Source organism: Mesorhizobium sp. M0633, assembly GCF_040320645.1.
Classification (GTDB): Bacteria; Pseudomonadota; Alphaproteobacteria; order Rhizobiales; family Rhizobiaceae; genus Mesorhizobium.
The window spans coordinates 85,828-105,586 of record NZ_JAMYQC010000009.1; the positions used below are offsets into that span (position 1 = coordinate 85,828).

The following is a 19,759-nucleotide window of genomic DNA, read 5'->3' on the forward strand; positions in this document are numbered from 1 at the left end:
ATTACCGGTTCTAACCAGCTTTGCGGATCGCTGCCGTCTCAGGTTGGAAGAACCGGTTTGGCGGCCGCTTCAGGCCAAGATTTTCGCGCAGGGTCGATCCTTCGTATTCGCTCCTGAAAATGCCGCGCCGCTGCAATTCGGGCACGATTTTCTCGACGAAATCATCCAATCCGGCGGGAAGATAGGGGAACATGACGTTGAACCCGTCCGAGCCTTCGGTGACCAGCCATTCCTCCATCTCGTCGGCGATGGTTTTCGAAGTGCCGACGAAGGCAAGACCGGAATAGCCGCCCAGCCGCTGCGCAAGCTGCCTGACGGTCAGGTTTTCCTTGCGCGCCAGTTCGATGACACGCTCGCGGCCGCTCTTGCTGGCGTTGCTTTCCGGGATTTCGGGCAAGACTGAATCAGGATCGAAGCGCGACGCGTCGTGGCCGAGCGCGATCGACAGCGAGGCGACGCCGCTCTCGTAGTAGACGAGGCTGTCGAGCTTGGCCCGCTTCGTCTGCGCCTCCTCGACGGTCTCGCCGACAATGACGAAGGCGCCGGGCAGGATCTTGATGTCGTCGCGCGACCGGCCAAGTTTTTGCGCACGTTTCTTGACGTCGGCAAAGAAGCGCTGCCCCGAGGCGAGATCGGCATGGGCGGCGAAGATCACCTCGGCCGTTTCCGCGGCGAGCTGCCGTCCGGCCTCCGACGCGCCGGCCTGCACGATGACCGGCCAGCCCTGCACCGGCCGCGCGATATTGAGCGGTCCCCGCACCGAAAGATATTCGCCCTTGTGGTCGAGCACATGCAGCTTCGCCGGATCGAAATAGAGCCCGCTTTCGGCGTCGCGGATGAAGGCATCGTCGGCAAAACTGTCCCACAGGCCGGTGACGACATCGTAAAACTCCCGCGCCCGGCGATAACGCTCGTCGTGCTCGACATGCTCGTCGAAGCCGAAATTCAGCGCGGCGTCGGGATTGGATGTGGTGACGATATTCCAGCCGGCGCGCCCGCCGCTGATATGGTCGAGAGAGGCGAAACGACGGGCGATGTGGTACGGCGCGTCGAACGTCGTCGAGGCGGTTGCGATCAGCCCGATACGATCGGTGACGGCGGCAAGCGCCGACAACAGCGTGAACGGCTCGAAGGACGTGACCGTGTGGCTGCGCCGCAGCGCCTCGATCGGCATGTTGAGCACGGCCAGGTGGTCGGCCATGAAGAAGGCGTCGAACTTCGCCGCTTCCAGCCTTTGCGCGAAGTGCTTGAGATGCGCGAAATTGAAGTTGGCGTCGGGATAGGCGCCCGGGTAGCGCCAGGCGCCGGTATGAAGGCTGACGGGCCGCATGAAAGCGCCAAGCCGCAATTGTCGATTTTCTGCCATGGAAAAACGCACCGATGACGACGAGCGTAACGCTCCAATTGCTCGAGCATGGGATGGCTTTGCGGCCATGGGAAGGAATTCTGTTTTGCAAAACCGGCGTCGGGGAGCATTTTTTGTGCGGGCGGCGGACCGATCAATCGATCTTGATGAACACGCCCTTGGTGTTGAGATATTCGGCGAGGTGCTCGGCGCCGCCCTCGCGGCCGTAGCCGCTCATCTTGTAGCCACCGAAGGGCACGGCCGGATCGATCGCGTGATAGGTGTTGACCCAGACCGAGCCGGCGCGGATCTTTCGCGACAGCTGGTGGGCGGTGGCGAGATTTTGGGTGCAGACCCCTGCAGCCAGGCCGTAAGGCGTGTTGTTGGCCCGCTCGACCGCCTCGTCCAGAGCATCGAACGGCAAGGCTGAAATCACCGGCCCGAATATCTCCTCACGGGCGATCTTCATGTCGTCCGAGACGCCGGCAAAGACAGTCGGCGCGACGAAATTGCCGGCGGCAAGTGCGCCTTCCACAAGCCGGGTGCCTCCGGTGACGAGTTTCGCCCCTTCCGCGGTGCCGGCCTCGAGGTAACCGGTGACCCGTTGCAGCTGCTTTTCGGAGACGAGCGGACCGATCTCGGTCGCCGGGTCGATGCCGTCGCCGACCCTGAGACCCTTGGCGTATGCCGCGAGCCGCTCGACGAACTCGTCATGGACGGCGCGTTCGACGAAAAGGCGCGAACCGGCGATGCAGATCTGGCCGGAATTGGCGAACACCGACATCGCCGCCACCGGCACCGCCTTGTCGAGATCGGCATCGGCGCAGACGATGACCGGCGACTTGCCGCCGAGCTCCAGCGAGACGCGCTTGAGGTTGCCGGCCGAGGCCCGCACGATCGACTGGCCGGTCGCCGTCGAGCCGGTGAAGACGATCTTGTCGACGCCCATATGCTCGGCGAGTGCGGCACCTGCCTCGGTGCCGGTGCCGGTGACGATGTTGACGACGCCTTCCGGAACGCCGGCCTCGTTCATGATGTCGGCGATCAAAAGCGGCGTCAGCGGCGCCTCTTCCGATGGTTTCAGCACGATGGTGCAACCGGTCGCCAGCGCCGGGCCGATCTTCCAGATCGACGCCGCCGTTGGCGCGTTCCAGGGAATGATGGCGCCGACGACGCCGACCGGCTCCTTGCGGGTGAAAGAGACGATTTCGCCGGGCAGCGAGTTGTCGATCGTCTCGCCGTGCAGCGCCGTCGCCATGCCGGCATAGTAGCGCAGCATGCCGATGACGCGGTTGCGATTGGCGCGGGTGCGTATGATCGGCATGCCCATGTCGGTGGTGTCGGAGCGGCTGATCTCTTCCCAGTGCTTTTCGAAGAGGTCGGCGATCCTCAGCAGCAGCACCTGCCGCTCATAAGGCTTGAACCGGCTCCACGGGCCCTCGAACGCCTTGCGCGCAGCAGTCACCGCCAAGTCGATGTCCTGGCGGTCGGCGCGCGGCACCGTGGCGATGACCGCGCCGGTGGCGGGATTGCGGCTCTCCATGGTCCGGCCGGAGCGGGCATCGACCCAGCCGCCGCCGATGAACATCTGGCGATGGCGCCCGTCGATCGGCAGCCGCAGCGGTGCCTTTGTCTGAGCCATGGTCATGACCGTCCTCCTCCGGCGCCTACGCCTGGTGGGCGGATTAAACCGCCGGAGGTCACATTTGCCAACAGCTCTATTCGGCCGCCAGGGCCAGTTGCGGCCTTTCGCCTTCTTCTGCCACCTTGGCCGCCTCTTCCGTTGCCACCACCTTCTTGCGCTCCCTGCCGAAGAACAGCGCATAGGCTGCCGGCAGGACAAGGATGGTCAGCACCGTGGCGACGAGAATGCCGCCCATCATGGCGTAGGCGAGCGGCCCCCAGAAGACGCCGCGCGAGATCGGGATCAGCGCCAGCACCGCCGTCAGCGCCGTCAGCACGATCGGCCGGAACCGGCGCACCGCCGAGCCGATGATGGCCTCGGAACGCTCTACGCCGGCGGCGATGTCCTGATCGATCTGATCGACCAGGATGATCGAGTTGCGCATGATGATGCCGAGCAGGGCGATGACACCGAGGATGGCGACGAAGCCGAACGGCGCGCCGCTGATCAAAAGTGCCGCCGCCGCGCCGATGATGCCGAGCGGACCGGTCGCCAGCACCAGCATGGCCTTGCCGAAATGCTGCAGCTGGATCATCAGCAGCACGACGATGACGGCCAGCATGATCGGCGCTTTCGCCGCAATCGAGGCCTGGCTTTCGGCCGCATCCTCGGCGCCGCCCTGGATCTCGATCTTGTAGCCGGGGGCGAGGCTGGCGCGCAGGCCCTGCATGTCGCTGTACATCTTCATGGCGACATCGTTCGACTGCACGCCGTCCGGAAGCGTGGCGCGTACGCTGATGGTCGGCAAGCGGTCGCGCCGCCATTCGACGCCTTGCTCCAGCACCGGGACGATCTTGGCGACCTGCGACAGCGGCACGGAGCCACCGAAATCGGTCGGGATGTAGACGGAGTCGACCGCCGACAGCAGGTGACGGCTTGCCTCCGGCTCACGGGCGACGATCGAAACCGTCTCCTCGCCGTCGCGGAAGTCATCGAGCGGCGCTCCCGACATGGTCGCCTGCAGTATCTGGCGGATGCGCTGCGAGGTGACGCCGAGCGCACGGGCGCGATCCTGGTCGATCACCAGCTTCATCGCCGGCACCGGCTCCAGCCAGTCGTCGTGGATGGCGCCGAGCAGCGGATTTGCCTGGAACTTCGCCTTCACCTCGTCGGCGATGCGGCGCACCTCCTGGCGATCCGGACCCATGACGCGCATCTGCACCGGCCAGCCGGTCGGCGGACCAAGGAACAGGCGATCGACCTTGGCGCGGATCGATGGGAAATCCTCGGCCAGGATGGTGCGCAGCTTGACGATCAGCCGCTCGCGGGCTGGTTCGTCATTGGCCATCACCAGAAGCTGGGCGAAGTTCGGGTTGCGAAGCTGCTGGTCGAGCGGCAGGAAGAAGCGCGGCGCGCCTTCGCCGATATAGGTGGCGATGAAGCGCTTGTCCTTGTCGTCCATCATCCTGGCTTCGAGAGCCTTGGCCTGGGTCTCGACTTCCTTGATGCTGGTGCCTTCCGGCAACCAGAGGTCGACAAGGATTTCCGGGCGCGACGATTGCGGGAAGAAATTCTGCGGGATGAACTGGAACGCCCACAGGCTGGTGGCAAACGTCATCAGCGTCATCACCAGGACGATGATGCGGTGGCGCACCGCCCATGCAACGGTCGAGCGAAGACGGCGGTAGAAGCGCGTGTCGAAGACATCGTGATGGTTGCCGGCGTGCTTGCGCTGCTTCAGGATCATGTGGCCGAGCCATGGCGTGAAATAGACCGCCGCGAACCAGGACACGATCAGCGCGATGCCGACGACGTAAAAAAGGGTGCGCACATATTCGCCGGCGGTCGAGGCAGCGAACCCGACGGGAATGAAGCCGGCCGTCGTGATCAGCGTGCCGGTCAGCATCGGGAAAGCGGTGGAGGAGTAGGCGAAGCTCGCCGCCTCGACCTTGACCAAGCCTTCCTCTAGTTTTCGCTCCATCATTTCGACGACGATCATCGCGTCGTCGACCAAGAGCCCAAGAGCGATGATCAGCGCGCCGAGCGAAATGCGCTGCAGGTCGATGCCGAGCTCGTACATTATGGCGAACGTGGCCGCCAGGACCAGCGGAATGACGATCGCGATCACCAGGCCCGAGCGCCAGCCGATCGACAGGAACGATACGAAAAGCACGATCAGCAGCGCTTCGCCGAGCGCTTCCATGAACTCGCTCACCGCCTCCTTCACGACATGCGGCTGGTCGGAAATCTGATCGACCGAAACGCCATAGGGCAGCGCCTCTTCGAAGCGCTTGTAGGTCGCTTCGACGTCCTTGCCGACGTCGGTGACGTTGAAGCCCTTGGCCATGACGACGCCGAGCTGGACGCTGTCGTGTCCGTTGAAACGGTACTTGCGCTGGTACGGATCCTCGAGGCCCGAGGTCACGGTGGCGATGTCGCCGAGGCGCGTCACCTGGTTGCCGGCGCGCAGGCGAAGCTCGCGGATGTCAGCCGCCCTGGTGACATCGCCCTCGACCGAAATGCGCACCGAACGCTGGCCGGTGTCGACCGAACCTGCCGGATCGACATTGTTCTGGCCTCGGATCGCATTCTGCAGGTCGGTCAACGTCAGGCCACGTTCGGCAAGCGCCTTGGATGAAACGTCGATGTAGAGTTTTTCCGGCTGGTCGCCGATGATCACGGCCTTCTCGACACCGGGCGTCGTCAGCAGCATGTCACGCGCCTGGATGGCGAATTTCTTCAGCTCGGGATAGCTGTAGCCGTCGCCGCTGATCGAATGCAGGGTGATGAACGTGTCGCCGAATTCGTCATTGAAGTAGGGCCCGAGCAGCCCCTGCGGCAGCTCATTGGCGATATCGCCGACCTTCTTGCGCACCTGATAGAAAGCATCGGCGACCTGCGCCGGATTGGTGTCGCCCTTGACCTGCAAGGTGATGATGGCGCTGCCGGCGCGGGTGTAGGAGCGGACGAAATCGAGGTGCGGCGTTTCCTGCAGCTTGCGCTCGATCTTGTTGACGACCTGGTCCTCCATCTCCTTGATCGAGGAGCCTGGCCAGATCGCCTGGACGACCATGACGCGGAAGGTGAAATCGGGGTCTTCCTTTTGGCCCATGCGCATCAGGCCGAGCGCACCGGCGACGATGATCAGCCCGAACAGGAAGCGGGCAATGCTCGGATGGCCGATTGCCCAGCGCGAAAGATTGAAAGACCGCTTTTCATTGGTGTCGATAGTCATCGGCGTCAGTCCGTTTCAATTTTATCAACAGAGCACGCGCTTTCGCATGCCCAAGGAACTTCCGATGTGGGCTTCCGGGCGGCGTGGCTTTCCGAGTTGAGAGATCTACATCGCGGTGGGACGCGAGGATCGACGTGGGGGTTACATCGACCTGAGATCTCGAAAATCGGGGGCGCCTGCCGCCCGGAAACCGTGAATTGCCTGGCCGTCAGCGCAAGCGCCTTGCAGCGTCATCGGCCGACGCCGACTGTTGCGCTGCATCACCGGTCAGCTTGACTTTCAGATTCTCGGTCATGAACTGCGTGCCGGCGGCGACGACGACGTCACCCGGCTTCAGCCCATCGGCGACGCTGACGCCGTCGGGGGTGAAGGCGGCGACCTTGACCGGATGCGCATGGACGGTCCCGCCGTTGCGGTCGACTGTCCAGACGATCGATTGGCTGTCCTTTTGCGCCAACGCGGCCAGCGGGATCGACACCAGCTGCTGCCGGTTGTCCGCCGCGGCTTCGATGGAGGCGGTCATGCCTAGCAGCACGCGAGGATCGTTGGGCAGGCTGACGCGAACGGCAAAAGTGCGCGACTGCGGATCGGCGCTGCCGGCGACTTCGCGGACCTTGCCGTCGAGCGTCAGCGCCTCATCGGACCAGAAGCCAGCCTTGACGGTCTTGCCCGGCTTGAATTCGGCGATATCGGTTTCCGGAACAGCGATCAGGACTTCCTTCTCGCCGTCGATGGCAACGGTCACCACCGGCGTGCCGGAGCCGACCACCTGGCCGACATCGGCGGCAACGGCAGTGACGATGCCGTTCTTGTCCGCCTTGAGATCGGTATAGCGGACCTGGTTCTGTGCCTGGGCAAGCTGCGAGCGGGCGGAGTCTCGCGTGGCGACCGCCTGATTATAGGCGAGCGTCGCCTGCTCGAGCTGCGACTTCGGCGCGAAATTCTTGGCGTAGAGCTGTTCGGCCCGCTTGCGCGTAAGCTCGACTGTCTCGACCTGACGGTCGGCAGCATCGAGGCTGGCCTGAGCGCTTCTCACCGAAAGCTCGTAGTCGGTGGGATCGATGCGGGCGAGAACGTCGCCCGGCTTGACGCGGTCACCGATGTCGACAAGGCGCTCAGTGATCTTGCCGTTGATGCGAAAACCGAGATTCATCTCGGTGCGGGCACGCACCGATCCGGAATAGGAAAGCTGACGGGTATCGCTCGCCTTAGCGATCTCGACCACCTTGACCGGGCGGATGATCTCGGTGACCTCGGCTTTCTCCTGCGAGCAGCCGGCGAGGCCGAGAGCGACAACGATAATCAGTGCCAGGCCGGCGGCCGGTCGCCTGTAGGTGATGGACTTGGACAAAGACACTTTTCGTACTCCCGAACTGTGGAGATGAATTGCCGGTATCGCCGCCCGACGGGCGGCAACGGTCATTTCTTCAAGGCTCTGATGGCAAACTCGGTAAGCTCGTCCGGCGTCGCCCGGTTCTTCTTGGCGAGGCACTGAGCCATCATCTGTGGATGAGAGAGGCTGATAATGGCAGCACCGAAACACCGGGAAGCGACCACCGGATCCTGATCGACGAACTCGCCGGTGGCGATGCCCTCGCGGATCACTTCAGCGACCAGGTCGTGGATGCGGTCGATGTGCTTTTCGATGACATGCCAATCGCGCTCGATGGCGACGATGACCATCTCGTGCACCTTCTCCTGGTCGATCATGGTTTCCAGCGTCCACTGATAGTGCGTATGCACGTAGCGGCGGAGCTTCTCGCTGGCGGTGCCGGGGCTATGGCAGGCTTCGTAGCTCAACCGGTAGCAGGTCTCCAGCATACGGCCGCAAACCGCCTGGTGGATTTCCACCTTGGAGGCGAAGAAGCGATAGATGTTGGCAGTCGACATGCCGAGTTCGCGCGCAATGTCGGCGACGTTGGTCTTGCCGTAGCCGTAGTGGCGAAACAATCGCTCCGCGCAATCCAGGATGCGCGTGACATTTTCCTGGCGGGCGGAATCGGCGGTGGTATCTAGGGTTTCAAGCATCTCGTTGGCCAATTTACGACTGACGAATTTAGAATTTCGTCACTCGTAAATTGAAAACCATCACCTGTCAAGGCACGATTTTGGCTGCTGATGACAGATGGTGACATCCCTGGACGGAGTCGGCCCATGAAACGCATGTGGTTTCCGCCGGGCGCGCCTGCAACGCCGCCCCGTGTTTTTTGCGAAGGATCTTGAAAAGATGCTTTCCGAAATCGGTTCCGTTTTCGGATCAGGCCCTAAGGCTGCTTTGCCATCTCCCGCAGCCGGAACTTCTGGATCTTGCCCGTCGAAGTCTTCGGGATTTCCGCGAAGATCACCGCTCTCGGCACCTTGAAGCGGGCGAGCAGCGCGCGGCAGTGCTCGATTACCTCCGCCTCGGTCGCCGCCTTGCCCGGCTTCAGCTCGACATAGGCGACCGGCACCTCGCCCCATTTGTCGTCGGATCTGGCGACAACGCCGCAGGAGCCGACGGCGGGATGCTTGTACAGCGCCTCCTCGACCTCGATCGAGGAGATGTTTTCGCCGCCGGAGATGATGATGTCCTTGGAACGGTCCTTGAGCTGGATGTAGCCGTCCGGATGCATGACGCCGAGGTCGCCCGAATGGAACCAGCCGCCGGCAAAGGCCTCGTCGCTCGCCTTGCGGTTCTTGAGATAGCCTTTCATGACGATGTTGCCGCGGAACATCACCTCGCCGATGGTCTCGCCGTCGGCCGGCGTCTCTTGCATCGTCTGCGGGTCCATCACAGTCAGGCCTTCGAGCGCGGCGTAGCGCACGCCTTGCCTGGCCTTCTTCGCCGCCCTCGCCCCTTTCTCCAGCCGGTCCCACTCGCCGTGCCATTCGTTGACGACGGCCGGGCCGTAGGTCTCGGTCAGGCCGTAGAGATGGGTGACGGCAAAGCCCGCATCGGCCATGCCCGACAGCACCGCCTCAGGCGGCGGCGCCGCGGCCGTGTTGAAGGTGACGGTCTGAGGAAACTGCCGCTTGTCCTCGTCCCTGGCGTTGATCAGCACCGACATCACCACCGGCGCGCCACACAGATGGGTGACGCCGTGATCGGCGATGGCGTCGTAGATCGGCTTCGGCCGCACCCAGCGCAGGCAGACATGCGTGCCAGCCTGCACGGCAAGCGTCCAGGGAAAGCACCAGCCATTGCAGTGGAACATCGGCAGCGTCCACAGATAGACCGGGTGCTTGCCCATGCCGGCATGGATGGTGTTGGCATAGGCCATCAGTGCCGCGCCGCGATGGTGACAGACGACGCCCTTCGGATTGCCTGTCGTGCCGGAGGTGTAGTTGAGCGAAATGGCATCCCATTCATCGTCCGGCATCGACCAGGCGAAATCCTCGTCGCCGTCGGCGACAAACGCCTCATAGTCCAGCGTGCCGATCCGCTCCCCCTTGGGATAGGGCGCATCGGCGGCATAGTCGGGATCGTCGTAATCGATCAGCAGCGGCCTGACCTTGGCCAGCGTCAGCGCTTGCCGGACCACGCCGGCGAATTCGCGGTCGACGATCAGCACCTTGCTTTCGGCGTGATCGAGCTGGAAGGCAATGACGGCGGCGTCGAGGCGGGTGTTGAGCGAATGCAGCACCGCCCTGGTCATCGGCACGCCGAAATGCGCTTCCAGCATCGGCGGTGTGTTGGACAGCATGACGGTGACGGTGTCGCCCTTGCCGATACCGCGCTTCGCCAGCGCCGAGGCAAGCCTCAGCGAGCGCTTCCAGAAATCGCGATAGGTCGTGCGCTGGCGGCCATGGATGATGGCGGTCTGATCGGGAAAGGTCTTTGCCGCCCGCTCGAAATAGGTCAGCGGCGTCAGCGGCTGATGGTTGGCCGGGTTCCTGTCTAGGTCCTGTTCGTAGGGATTGCCCATCCCGTCCTCCGCGCAATGTGTTCGTCGAGAACTTTAGCTACCGGCTTCCGGCCCGTCACCACCAACGATGCCATCATAGACCGCGTGTGGCACAAGAATGGTCTAGATTCGGCGGCGAAAGCGCATCTATTCCTTCCTCCAATTTGACTTTTGTCGAGAGCCGTGAATAATGTCAGCAAGGAGATGGCATGGCGATCCGACCGGCAGAACAGCTTATCCACAAGGCCGCCTGGCTTTACTATGCACACGGCCTGCGCCAGGACCAGGTGGCCAGCCAGCTCAAGATTTCCCGTGCCTCGGTGGCGATGTATCTGCGCAAGGCGCGCGAGACCGGCATCGTCAACATCTCGACCTCGACCCAGCTTTTCACCGACGACGTGCTGGCACGCAAGCTGGAAGACGCGCTGAAGCTCGACGCGGTCTGGATCGCGCCGGAAAACGGCTATGTCGCCGACCCCTCGACCGACATCGCGGTGCTGGCGGCAAGCGTCTTTCTCGAGCTGATCAGGAAGGGCGACCGCATCGGCGTCGCCTGGGGACGGACCATCTACACGATCGCCGACATCATGTCCTATGCCGATCTGCAGGACGTCACCGTGGTGCAGCTCTGCGGCAATCTGGGCGCCCCCTATTCGTACCGGCCGGACCAATGCACGATGGAAATCGCGCGCCGGCTCAACGCCAAGGGGCTGAATTTCTACGCGCCGCTGGTGCTGACGACGGAAGAACTGGCACGCGGCCTGCGCGCCGAGCCGGTGATCCGCGAGCAATTGTCGGGCATCGGCGAATGCGGCCTGGCGCTGTATTCGGTAGGCTCGGTGGACACCGACAGCCATCTGGTCAAATGCGGCGCGCTGACGCCAAGCGAAATGGCTGTATTGCGCAAGGCGGGTGCGGCCGGCGTCATTGCCGGGCAGATCATCGACGCCCGAGGCCAGGCGCTCGACTGCAGCTACAACCGCCGGCTGATTTCGGCAGAGCTGTCATCGCTGCGCCAGATCGGAAAGCGCCTTGTGGTGGTGCAGGAAGAGAGCAAGTTCGAACCGCTCGTCGCGGCGATCGCCGGCGGGCTCTGCACCCATCTCGTCGTAGGCGCGCGCATGGCGCGACGGCTGCTCGACCATGCCGGAGCAGCAGCAGAAGAGGTCGCCTGATACCCAGTTCCAGCCGCCGGCGCGTTGGCATCAATGTGTCGCGGCATTCCTGTTCCAACAAAGAGAAATCGGACGAAGCTGACATGAAGAACCTGTGGAATGACGGCGAGGCGGAGAAGCTGGTCGCCGACTATGCAAAGAAGGGTGTGGCCCGCGACCTGGCGCTGCGCGTCTACACGACCAGGCTGCTGGGCGGCGAGCCGCGGCTCGTCCTGCATGGCGGCGGCAACACCTCGTGCAAGACCAGGGCCACCGATCTCGTCGGCGACGAATGGGACGTGCTCTGCGTCAAGGGCAGCGGCTGGGACATGGGCGTCATCGAGCCGCAGGGCCTGCCGGCGGTCAAGCTCGGCGCGCTGTTGAAGGCGCGGTCGCTCAAGAAGCTCTCCGACGAGGACATGGTCGCGCTGCAGCGGGCGAACCTCATCGATCCGTCCTCGCCCAATCCGTCGGTCGAGACGCTGCTGCACGCCTTCCTGCCGCACAAATTCGTCGACCACACGCATTCGACGGCGATCCTCGCCATCGTCGACCAGGAGGACAGCGAGGCGCTGAGCCGGAAGGTGTTCGGCGAAAAGATGGGCTTCGTGCCTTACATCATGCCGGGCTTCGATCTGGCCAAGGCGGCCGCCGACGTATTCGACGCCGATCCGACGGTCGAAGGCCTGATCCTAGACAAGCACGGCATCTTCACCTTCGGCGACGATGCCAGGCAGGCCTATGACCGGATGATCCATTATGTGAACGTCGCCGAGGATTTCATCGCCGGGAACGGCAAGCCGCGCACCGAAAAAGTGGCACTGCCGGCCAGGCTGGCGAAGCCTGCGGAGATTGCGCCGATGCTGCGCGGCGCGGTGGCGGTGGCACGCGGCGAAGGCCGCTTCGATCGGATGATCAGCGATTTCCGCACCTCGGATGCGATCGTCGATTTCATCAATTCGGCAAAAATTGCCGACTATGCCGGGCGCGGCGTGTCGACACCCGACCTGTCGATCCGCATCAAAACCGGACCGATGGCACTGCCGGCGCCCGACGCGGACAAGGTCGGCGACTACAAATCCGTCATCCGCCAGCATGTCGAGAAATTCGCCAAGGACTATCGCGCCTATTTCGAAACCAATGATGCGCTCGACGACGTGAAGCGCACCATGCTCGACCCGATGCCGCGGCTGACGCTGGTGCCCGGCCTCGGCATGTTCGGCCACGGCCGCACGCTGAAGGATGCGAAGATTGCCTCGGACGTCGGCGAAATGTGGATCGAGGCGGTACGCGGCGCCGAAGCCGTCGGCGATTTCCGCCCGCTCTCCAAAAGCGATCTGTTCCCGCTCGAATACTGGTCGCTGGAACAGGCCAAGCTCGCAGCCAACAAGCCGAAGCCGCTGACCGGCCAGGTGGTGCTGGTCACCGGCGGCGCCGGCGCGATCGGTGCTGCCACGGCAAAGCTGTTCGCCGACAACGGTGCCCATGCCGTCGTCGTCGATCTCGATGGGTCAAGGGCTGCCGAGGCGGCAAAAAAGGCCGGTAACGGTTCGATCGGCATTGGCGCCGACATCACCGATCCGGTGCAGATGCGCGCCGCCTTCGACAAAGCGGTCGACGTCTACGGCGGCCTCGACATTCTCGTCTCCAATGCCGGTGCTGCCTGGGAGGGCCGGATCGGCGAGCTCGACGACGCCACCTTGCGCAAAAGCTTCGAACTCAATTTCTTCGCCCATCAGTCGGCGGCGCAGAATGCCGTGCGCATCATGCTCGAACAGGGCACCGGCGGCGTGCTGTTGTTCAACACCTCCAAGCAGGCGGTCAATCCGGGGCCGAAGTTCGGCGCCTATGGCATTCCCAAAGCGGCAACGTTGTTTTTGTCCAGGCAATATGCGCTCGACTACGGCACCCATGGCATCCGCTCCAATGCCGTCAACGCCGACCGCATCCGTTCGGGGCTGTTGACCGATGCCATGATCGCCAGCCGCTCGGGCGCGCGCGGCGTGTCGGAGAAGGAGTACATGTCCGGCAACCTGCTCGGACAGGAAGTGACGGCAGAAGACGTCGCCCAGGCCTTTCTGCATCAAGCGCTGGCCGAGCGGACCACCGCCGATGTGACGACGGTGGACGGCGGCAACATCGCGGCGGCGCTGCGGTAAGCCAGATCCCACCAACAAAAAGAGCGGCCCGCCAGCCGCTCTTTTCCTTTGCCGATAGCGAAAGACTACTTCGCGTTCGGGTTCGGCATCCAGGTCGGCATCGCGACATCGGCATGGGCGAATTGCGGCAGCTTGGCCGAGAGGTCCTCCATGTTCTTGATGTCCTTGTCGAGCAGATCCTTCTGGGTGATCAGCGTCGGCGGCACGATGACGTTGTGGCCGGGATCCTCGCCGGCCAAGAGCTGCGCCAGCGCACGCACCGAGACCTGGCCGACGACGGCCGGGTTGGTGGCGGCGGTTGCCGCCCAGGCGCTGTCCGGCTCGCGCATCGCAGCGATATCCGAGGTCGAGATGTCGGCCGAATAGATCTTGATGTCCTTGTTCAGCCCGGCCTCGTCGACGGCGATCTTCACGCCCTTGGCGAATTCGTCATAGGGCGCGAACATCACCTTGATGTCGGGATGGGCCGATAGCACCGAACGGGCCTGGTTGGCGACCGAATTGGCGATCGGATTGTCGAGCGTGCCGAACATGGCAACTTCGTCGATGCCCGAATATTTCTTCTTGAATTCGACCCAGGTCTCGTTGCGGCGATCGAGCGGCGCGATGCCGGCGACATAGACATAGCCGGCCTTCCAGCTCTCGCCATTGTCCTTGACTGCTTGCTCGAGCGCCAGGCGCGCGAGGTCGCGGTCGGATTGCTCGATCTGCGGGATCTTGGGGTTTTCGACATTGACGTCGAAGGCGACGACCTTGATGCCGGCCTCGACCGCGCGCTGGGCGGCGTCCTTCATCGATTCCGTCAGTCCGTGCTGGATGATGATGCCCTGGACGCCGAGCGCGATGGCCTGGTCGACCATGTCCGCCTGAAGCGCCGCGTCCTGGCGGCTGTCGAGCACGCGCAGGTCGACGCCGAGTGCCTTGGCCTGCGCCTCGACGCCGGACAGATACGCCTGGAAGAAGTCGCCGGTCGAGAGATAGCGGACCAGCGCTATCTTGACGGCGCCCGGCTTGTCGAACGGCGCCGGCCTGTCCTGCGCCATCGCCGGCAACTGCATCAGCAATGTTGCGCCGGCAAGCCCGAGCGCTGCCTTCCCCAAAAGTCTTCTTGTGATGTTCACGTCGCTTCCTCCACTTGTTGAACCCAAAATGTCACCCGGTCGAACCCTATCTCCTGCCCCTGCCGGACAGGGCGAAGGTAAAGACAAGGGCGACCACGAGAACCACGCCCTTGACGAAATCCTGCGTGTAGTAAGGCGCGTTCATCATCGTCAGGCCCTGCAGCAGCACGCCGACAAACACCGCGCCGACAGCCGTGCCGAAGGCGTTCGGCTTGGCGGCGCCGAGAACCGCGTAACCGATGAGTGCCGCAGCCACTGCGTCGAGCAATAGATTATTACCCGAGGCGATGTCGCCGCGTCCAAGCCGGGCAGCGAGCAAAATGCCGCCGATCGAGGCAAAAACTCCCGAAATCACATAGGCCCAGATTTTGTATGCCTTGACAGGCGCGCCGGCGAGTTCTGCGGCGCGTTCGTTGCTGCCGACCGCATACATCATGCGCCCGAAACGCGTGTATTCGAAAAAGAACCAGATCAGCACCGCCAGCACGAGCAGAACGACGACCGACACCGGAATGAGGTTCGGGATGAAGAAATCGAAGCGATGGCGGCCAAGCGCCAGGAACGCGGCGCCGAAGCTGCCGTTGGCGACCGAGCCGTCGGGCATGGTCATGCCGGTGGCGATCGAGCGGCCTTCGGTCGGGATGCGCTGCAGGCCGACAAGCAGGAACATCATGCCGAGCGTCGCCAAAAGGTCCGGAACCCGCATATAGACGATCAGCCAGCCATTGATCAGGCCGACGACGGCGCCGATCACAAGACAGACGACGACCGCCACGACGGCGTTCTGCCCCAGCACCACCATGACATAGGCAGCCGCCATCATGGCGCTGGTGGCGACAGAGCCGATCGACAGGTCGAAGCCGCCGACGACCAGCGTGGCGGTGACGCCGAGCGCCAGAACACCGGTGATGGCGACCGACTGGAAGATGAAGACGGCGCTTTGCGGCGAGACGAAACCATCGGCGGCAACAGCGAAATAGGCGATCAGCCCGAACAACAGAACGATGAAGCCGTAGCGAATAGCATTGTCGCGCAGGATCATTCAGCGCTCCCGCACGCTGGCACCGTCTTTATCCGACCCGAATTCATGCCCTCTCCATTCCAATTCTCATCGTCTTCCCGCTCTCAGGCTGCGCTGTGCAAAGGCCCGCCCGCCACTTCGGCCAGCAGACGCTCGAGATCGACATCGGTATTGCGGTGCTCGCCGACGATCGTCTGCTCCGACATCACCAGGATGCGATCGGCCGTCTCCAGGGCTTCGTCGAGTTCGGTGACGAACAGCAGCGTCGCGCGGCCGTGGGCGCTGGTCCGCAGCTTGGCGGCGATATCGCGTCTGGCCGAGATGTCCACACCTTGAAACGGCTCGTCGAGGATGAAAAGCCTTGCCGCCTGCGACATCCAGCGGGCGACCATCACCTTCTGCTGATTGCCACCGGAAAGCGACGCCATCTCGTCCCTCTCGGAGCGACAGACGATGCCCAACTCCTGGATCTGCTGGCGAGCAATGGCGCGTTCGATACGGCGCTTGAGGACGCCGAGACGCGACATGCGCCTGTGGAACGGCAGGCTGATATTCTCCTGGACGTTGAAGTCGCCGACGATGCCGTTTTCGCCCCGGTCCTTGGCGACGAGAAACACACCGGCGGCAATCGCTTCGCCGGTCGATGCCGGCGCATAGGGTTTCCCGTTCAGCATCATGGTCCCGCCCAGCGGCTGGCGCAGGCCGAACAGCGTCTCGGCGAGCGCGGTCTTGCCGACGCCGACGAGGCCGGTGATGGCAACGACCTCGCCGTCGCCGAGGGTCAGCGAAATCGGCCGGGCGCCTTCTGCAACCCGCAACCCGTCCGTGGCAAAAATTGCTTTGGCCGAATTCCTGGCGACGATCCGCTCGAGCTGGATCTTGCGGCCGAGCATGGCGTTGACCGCACCTTCGTAATCCAGCGGCTTCTTGTCGAAGATGCCTGAGATGACCCCATCGCGCATCGAAATGATGCGATCGGCAAGCCGCCTGATGTCAGACATACGGTGCGAAATGTAGAGGATGGCCACGCCTTGCTGGCGAAGCCGGTCGAGCAATGCGAACAGCCGGTCGGCCTCGGCGCTGGACAGCGAGGAAGTCGGCTCGTCGAGGATCAGCACTTTCGGCCGGTGCGCCATGGCGCGGGCGATCGCCACCATCTGGCGGTCGGCCAGAGAGAGATCGCTGATCCGGGCCTTGAGGTCCATGGCCAGTCCCATGCGGTCGGCCACCGCCTTTGCCTCGCGACGCACCCGGCCTGGATTGAACAGGGTCGGCACGCCGCTGCCGCTCAACCTGTCGAGGGTAAGATTGGTGGCGACGTCGAGGTCTGCGACGACACCGTCATTGATGTTCTGGTGGACGGTAACGACGCCGGCGCGGATCGCCTCCGCCGGCGTTTTCGGGTCGAACTCATGACCGGCAAGCGACATCGAGCCGCCGCCATGGTCGTAGACGCCACTGATGATCTTGACGAGGGTGGATTTGCCGGCGCCGTTGGCGCCCATCAGCACGGTCACTTCGCCGGCATGCAATTCGAGCGAGACGCCGCCAAGCACCTCGATATGGCCAAAGGATTTCCTCAGGCCGTCGACGCGGAACACGGCATCATTGCCCATTCGTTCCTCCCTGACCATGACGCTATGGGCTATATCGGCAATTGTCAACACGATTGACAATTGCCAGCAGGCTTCCTAGCTTGGCCCGACCGCGTTGGCTCCGCTATCATCGGAGCACATGAGCGGGAGGTGAGGATGACTGGGAAATCGCCGTTCGAAGCACTGTCGGTCGAGACACTGGCGGGCCGTCTCGGTGCCAACGAGCCCCTGTGTTCGCAGATCGGCAAGGATACGAGCCAGTGGAAGGTTCGTGAAGTCGGCGACGGCAATCTGAACCTGGTGTTCATCGTCGAGGGTGCTGAGGGTGCGGCCGTCGTCAAGCAGGCCCTGCCCTACGTCCGGCTGGTCGGCGACAGCTGGCCGCTGCCGCTAAAACGCTCCTTCTTCGAATACCATGCGCTGACGCGGCAACAGGCGCGGGCGCCGGGTTCGGTGCCCGATATCTATCACTTCGACGAAGGCCAGGCGCTGATCATCATGGAGTATCTGTCGCCGCACATTATCCTGCGGCGGGCGCTGATCGAAGGCCGGCAATTGCCCAATATCGCGACAGACATCGGCTTGTTCATGGCCCACACGTTGTTTCGCGGCTCCGACCTGCATATGGCGACCAAGGACCGCAAGGCCGATCTGGCACTGTTCGCCGACAATGTCGAACTCTGCGACATCACCGAGAACCTGGTTTTCTCGGATCCGTATTTCGATGCCAAGATGAACCGGCACACCAGCCCGCAGCTCGATGGCATTGTCGCCGAGCTGCGCGCCGACCGCGACCTCAAGGTCGAGGCGCAGCGCATGAAGCACATCTTCGCTGCCAATGCCGAGACGCTGCTGCATGGCGACCTGCATTCCGGCTCGATCATGGTCACCGACACCGAAACGCGGATGATCGACCCCGAATTCGCTTTCTACGGGCCGATCGCCTTCGACGTCGGCATGCTGCTCGCCAATTTCTGGATGGCGTTCTTCTCGCAGCGCGGCCATGAACAGGACGGAAGCCGCGACGCCATGCGTGACTATCTGCTCGGCGTTACGGTCGAGACATGGTCGGTGTTTCGCGCCGAGTTCTCGCATCTGTGGCGAACCGAGCGTACCGGCATGCTCTACCAGAAGAGCCTATTCGAAGATCAGGGCGACAGGCTTGGCGCCGAGCAGGCGCTAGACCACATGCTGCATTCGATCTGGACCGATCTGCTTGGCTTTGCCGGCGTCGAGGTTCACCGGCGAATTCTCGGACTTGCCCACAATGCCGATTTCGAGACTATTGCCGATCCGGATCTGCGCGCCAGATGTGAGGCAAAGGCGCTGAAATTCGGCCGTCACCTCGCCGTCAACCGGCGCCAGATCCACAGCATCGACGAGGTCAACCGGTTGGCCGCGCTGATCGAACGGGAGAGCAGGATTTGAACGTCGGCGACCGCCACTACCGCACCATCTGGCCGAGTGACGACGGGCGTTCGGTGGAGATCATCGACCAGCGCTGGCTGCCGCATGATTTCCGCATCGAAAAGATCGATACCGTCGCCGGCATCGCCACGGCAATCCGCGACATGTGGGTGCGCGGGGCGCCGCTGATCGGCGTCACCGCGGCCTATGGCGTCGCCATGCAGATGGCCGACGATCCGTCGGATGCAGCACTCGACGCCGTCTGGGCAACCTTGCACGAAACGCGCCCGACGGCGATCAATTTGCGCTGGGCGCTGAACGAAATGCAGCGCTTCCTGCTGACGCTTCCCCTGGCAGAACGTGCCGCGGCTGCCTATCGGCGTGCCGGCGAGATCGCCGACGAGGATGTCGGCCTCAACCGCGCCATCGGCGCCCATGGGCTCGAAATCATCAAGGCGATCGCGGCGCGCAAGCAGCCGGGCGAACCGGTCAATATTCTGACCCACTGCAACGCCGGCTGGCTGGCCACGGTCGACTACGGCACCGCCACCGCGCCGATCTATCTGGCGACGGAAGCCGGCATTCCAGTCCATGTCTATGTCGACGAAACACGACCCCGCAACCAGGGTGCCCAATTGACCGCCTGGGAGATGGCGGGCCACGGCGTGCCGCATACGCTGATCGTCGACAATGCCGGCGGCCATCTGATGCAGCGCGGCCAGATCGACATGGTCGTCGTCGGCACCGACAGGACCACCGCCGACGGCGATGTCTGCAATAAGATCGGTACCTATCTCAAGGCGCTCGCCGCCGACGACAACGACGTGCCGTTCTATGTCGCGCTGCCGTCGCCGACGATCGACTGGACCGTGGGCGACGGGCTGGCCGACATCCCGATCGAACAGCGCTCGCCCGACGAGGTCTCACTGGTCTGGGGCAAGACCGCTTCCGGCGAGATCGCCCAGGTCCGCGTATCGCCGGAAGCCACGCCGGCGGCCAATCCGGCCTTCGACGTGACGCCGGCGCGGCTGGTCACCGGCTTGATCACCGAACGCGGTGTCGCTACGGCCTCGCGCGAAGGCCTGAGGGCGATGTTTCCCGAGCGCGGATGATCCGCTTTGCCGAGAGGGCGCTCCGGATTTGCCTGATCTCACGATTTCTTGAACACGGCACGGTTAAAAACGCCCGTTGCCTGTCCCACATGGACGGCCGTA

The 19,759-nt window shown here is 63.4% G+C and carries 13 protein-coding genes; 4 read left to right on the plus strand and 9 right to left on the minus strand.

Translation table 11 applies throughout. The features are described 5' to 3' along the window. Window positions 1–10: 10 nt before the first annotated feature. The 6 genes from NKI47_RS12140 to NKI47_RS12165 all read right to left on the minus strand — a co-directional run bounded on the left by NKI47_RS12140 (window position 11) and on the right by NKI47_RS12165 (window position 10,109). Window positions 11–1,366, minus strand: coding sequence for an LLM class flavin-dependent oxidoreductase (locus NKI47_RS12140; protein WP_352569354.1), 1,356 nt, complete (start codon window positions 1,364–1,366; stop codon window positions 11–13). A gap of 133 nt (window positions 1,367–1,499) precedes the next feature. After that, entirely contained in the window at window positions 1,500–2,993 is a 1,494-nt protein-coding gene (locus tag NKI47_RS12145; protein ID WP_352590229.1) for an aldehyde dehydrogenase family protein, read from the minus strand. A gap of 70 nt (window positions 2,994–3,063) precedes the next feature. Beyond that, a complete protein-coding gene (locus NKI47_RS12150; RefSeq protein ID WP_352590232.1) occupies window positions 3,064–6,204 on the minus strand; it encodes an efflux RND transporter permease subunit in 3,141 nt (1,046 codons plus the stop codon). Between the two features lie 208 nt (window positions 6,205–6,412). Beyond that, window positions 6,413–7,561, minus strand: coding sequence for an efflux RND transporter periplasmic adaptor subunit (locus tag NKI47_RS12155; RefSeq protein ID WP_352590235.1), 1,149 nt, complete (start codon window positions 7,559–7,561; stop codon window positions 6,413–6,415). Window positions 7,562–7,623: 62 nt separating this feature from the next. Further along, complete coding sequence (locus NKI47_RS12160) at window positions 7,624–8,232, minus strand: TetR/AcrR family transcriptional regulator (RefSeq protein ID WP_352590238.1); 609 nt, start codon at window positions 8,230–8,232, stop codon at window positions 7,624–7,626. A gap of 236 nt (window positions 8,233–8,468) precedes the next feature. After that, the gene (locus NKI47_RS12165; RefSeq protein WP_352590240.1) at window positions 8,469–10,109 is read right to left on the minus strand and encodes an acyl-CoA synthetase; all 1,641 of its coding nucleotides are present in this window, start codon (window positions 10,107–10,109) and stop codon (window positions 8,469–8,471) included. Between the two features lie 188 nt (window positions 10,110–10,297). On the opposite strand from NKI47_RS12165, the gene NKI47_RS12170 reads away from it, so the two are divergent. Both NKI47_RS12170 and NKI47_RS12175 read left to right on the plus strand, forming a co-directional pair. Beyond that, entirely contained in the window at window positions 10,298–11,263 is a 966-nt protein-coding gene (locus NKI47_RS12170; RefSeq protein ID WP_352590243.1) for a sugar-binding transcriptional regulator, read from the plus strand. Between the two features lie 83 nt (window positions 11,264–11,346). Beyond that, entirely contained in the window at window positions 11,347–13,401 is a 2,055-nt protein-coding gene (locus NKI47_RS12175) for a bifunctional aldolase/short-chain dehydrogenase (RefSeq protein WP_352590246.1), read from the plus strand. Window positions 13,402–13,466: 65 nt separating this feature from the next. Here NKI47_RS12175 and NKI47_RS12180 read toward each other — a convergent pair whose 3' ends face one another. The 3 genes from NKI47_RS12180 to NKI47_RS12190 form a co-directional block, all read right to left on the minus strand. Then, entirely contained in the window at window positions 13,467–14,522 is a 1,056-nt protein-coding gene (locus NKI47_RS12180; RefSeq protein WP_352590249.1) for a substrate-binding domain-containing protein, read from the minus strand. A gap of 46 nt (window positions 14,523–14,568) precedes the next feature. Continuing rightward, complete coding sequence (locus tag NKI47_RS12185) at window positions 14,569–15,564, minus strand: ABC transporter permease (protein ID WP_352590252.1); 996 nt, start codon at window positions 15,562–15,564, stop codon at window positions 14,569–14,571. A gap of 83 nt (window positions 15,565–15,647) precedes the next feature. Continuing rightward, window positions 15,648–17,159 (minus strand): sugar ABC transporter ATP-binding protein, encoded by a 1,512-nt coding sequence (locus NKI47_RS12190; RefSeq protein ID WP_352590255.1) that lies wholly within the window; start codon window positions 17,157–17,159, stop codon window positions 15,648–15,650. Between the two features lie 135 nt (window positions 17,160–17,294). On the opposite strand from NKI47_RS12190, the gene mtnK reads away from it, so the two are divergent. Both mtnK and mtnA read left to right on the plus strand, forming a co-directional pair. Next, complete coding sequence (mtnK, locus tag NKI47_RS12195) at window positions 17,295–18,566, plus strand: S-methyl-5-thioribose kinase (protein WP_352590258.1); 1,272 nt, start codon at window positions 17,295–17,297, stop codon at window positions 18,564–18,566. Next, a complete protein-coding gene (gene mtnA / locus NKI47_RS12200) occupies window positions 18,563–19,657 on the plus strand; it encodes an S-methyl-5-thioribose-1-phosphate isomerase (RefSeq protein ID WP_352455228.1) in 1,095 nt (364 codons plus the stop codon). Before mtnK ends, mtnA begins: the two co-directional genes overlap by 4 nt. Window positions 19,658–19,759 lie beyond the last annotated feature (102 nt).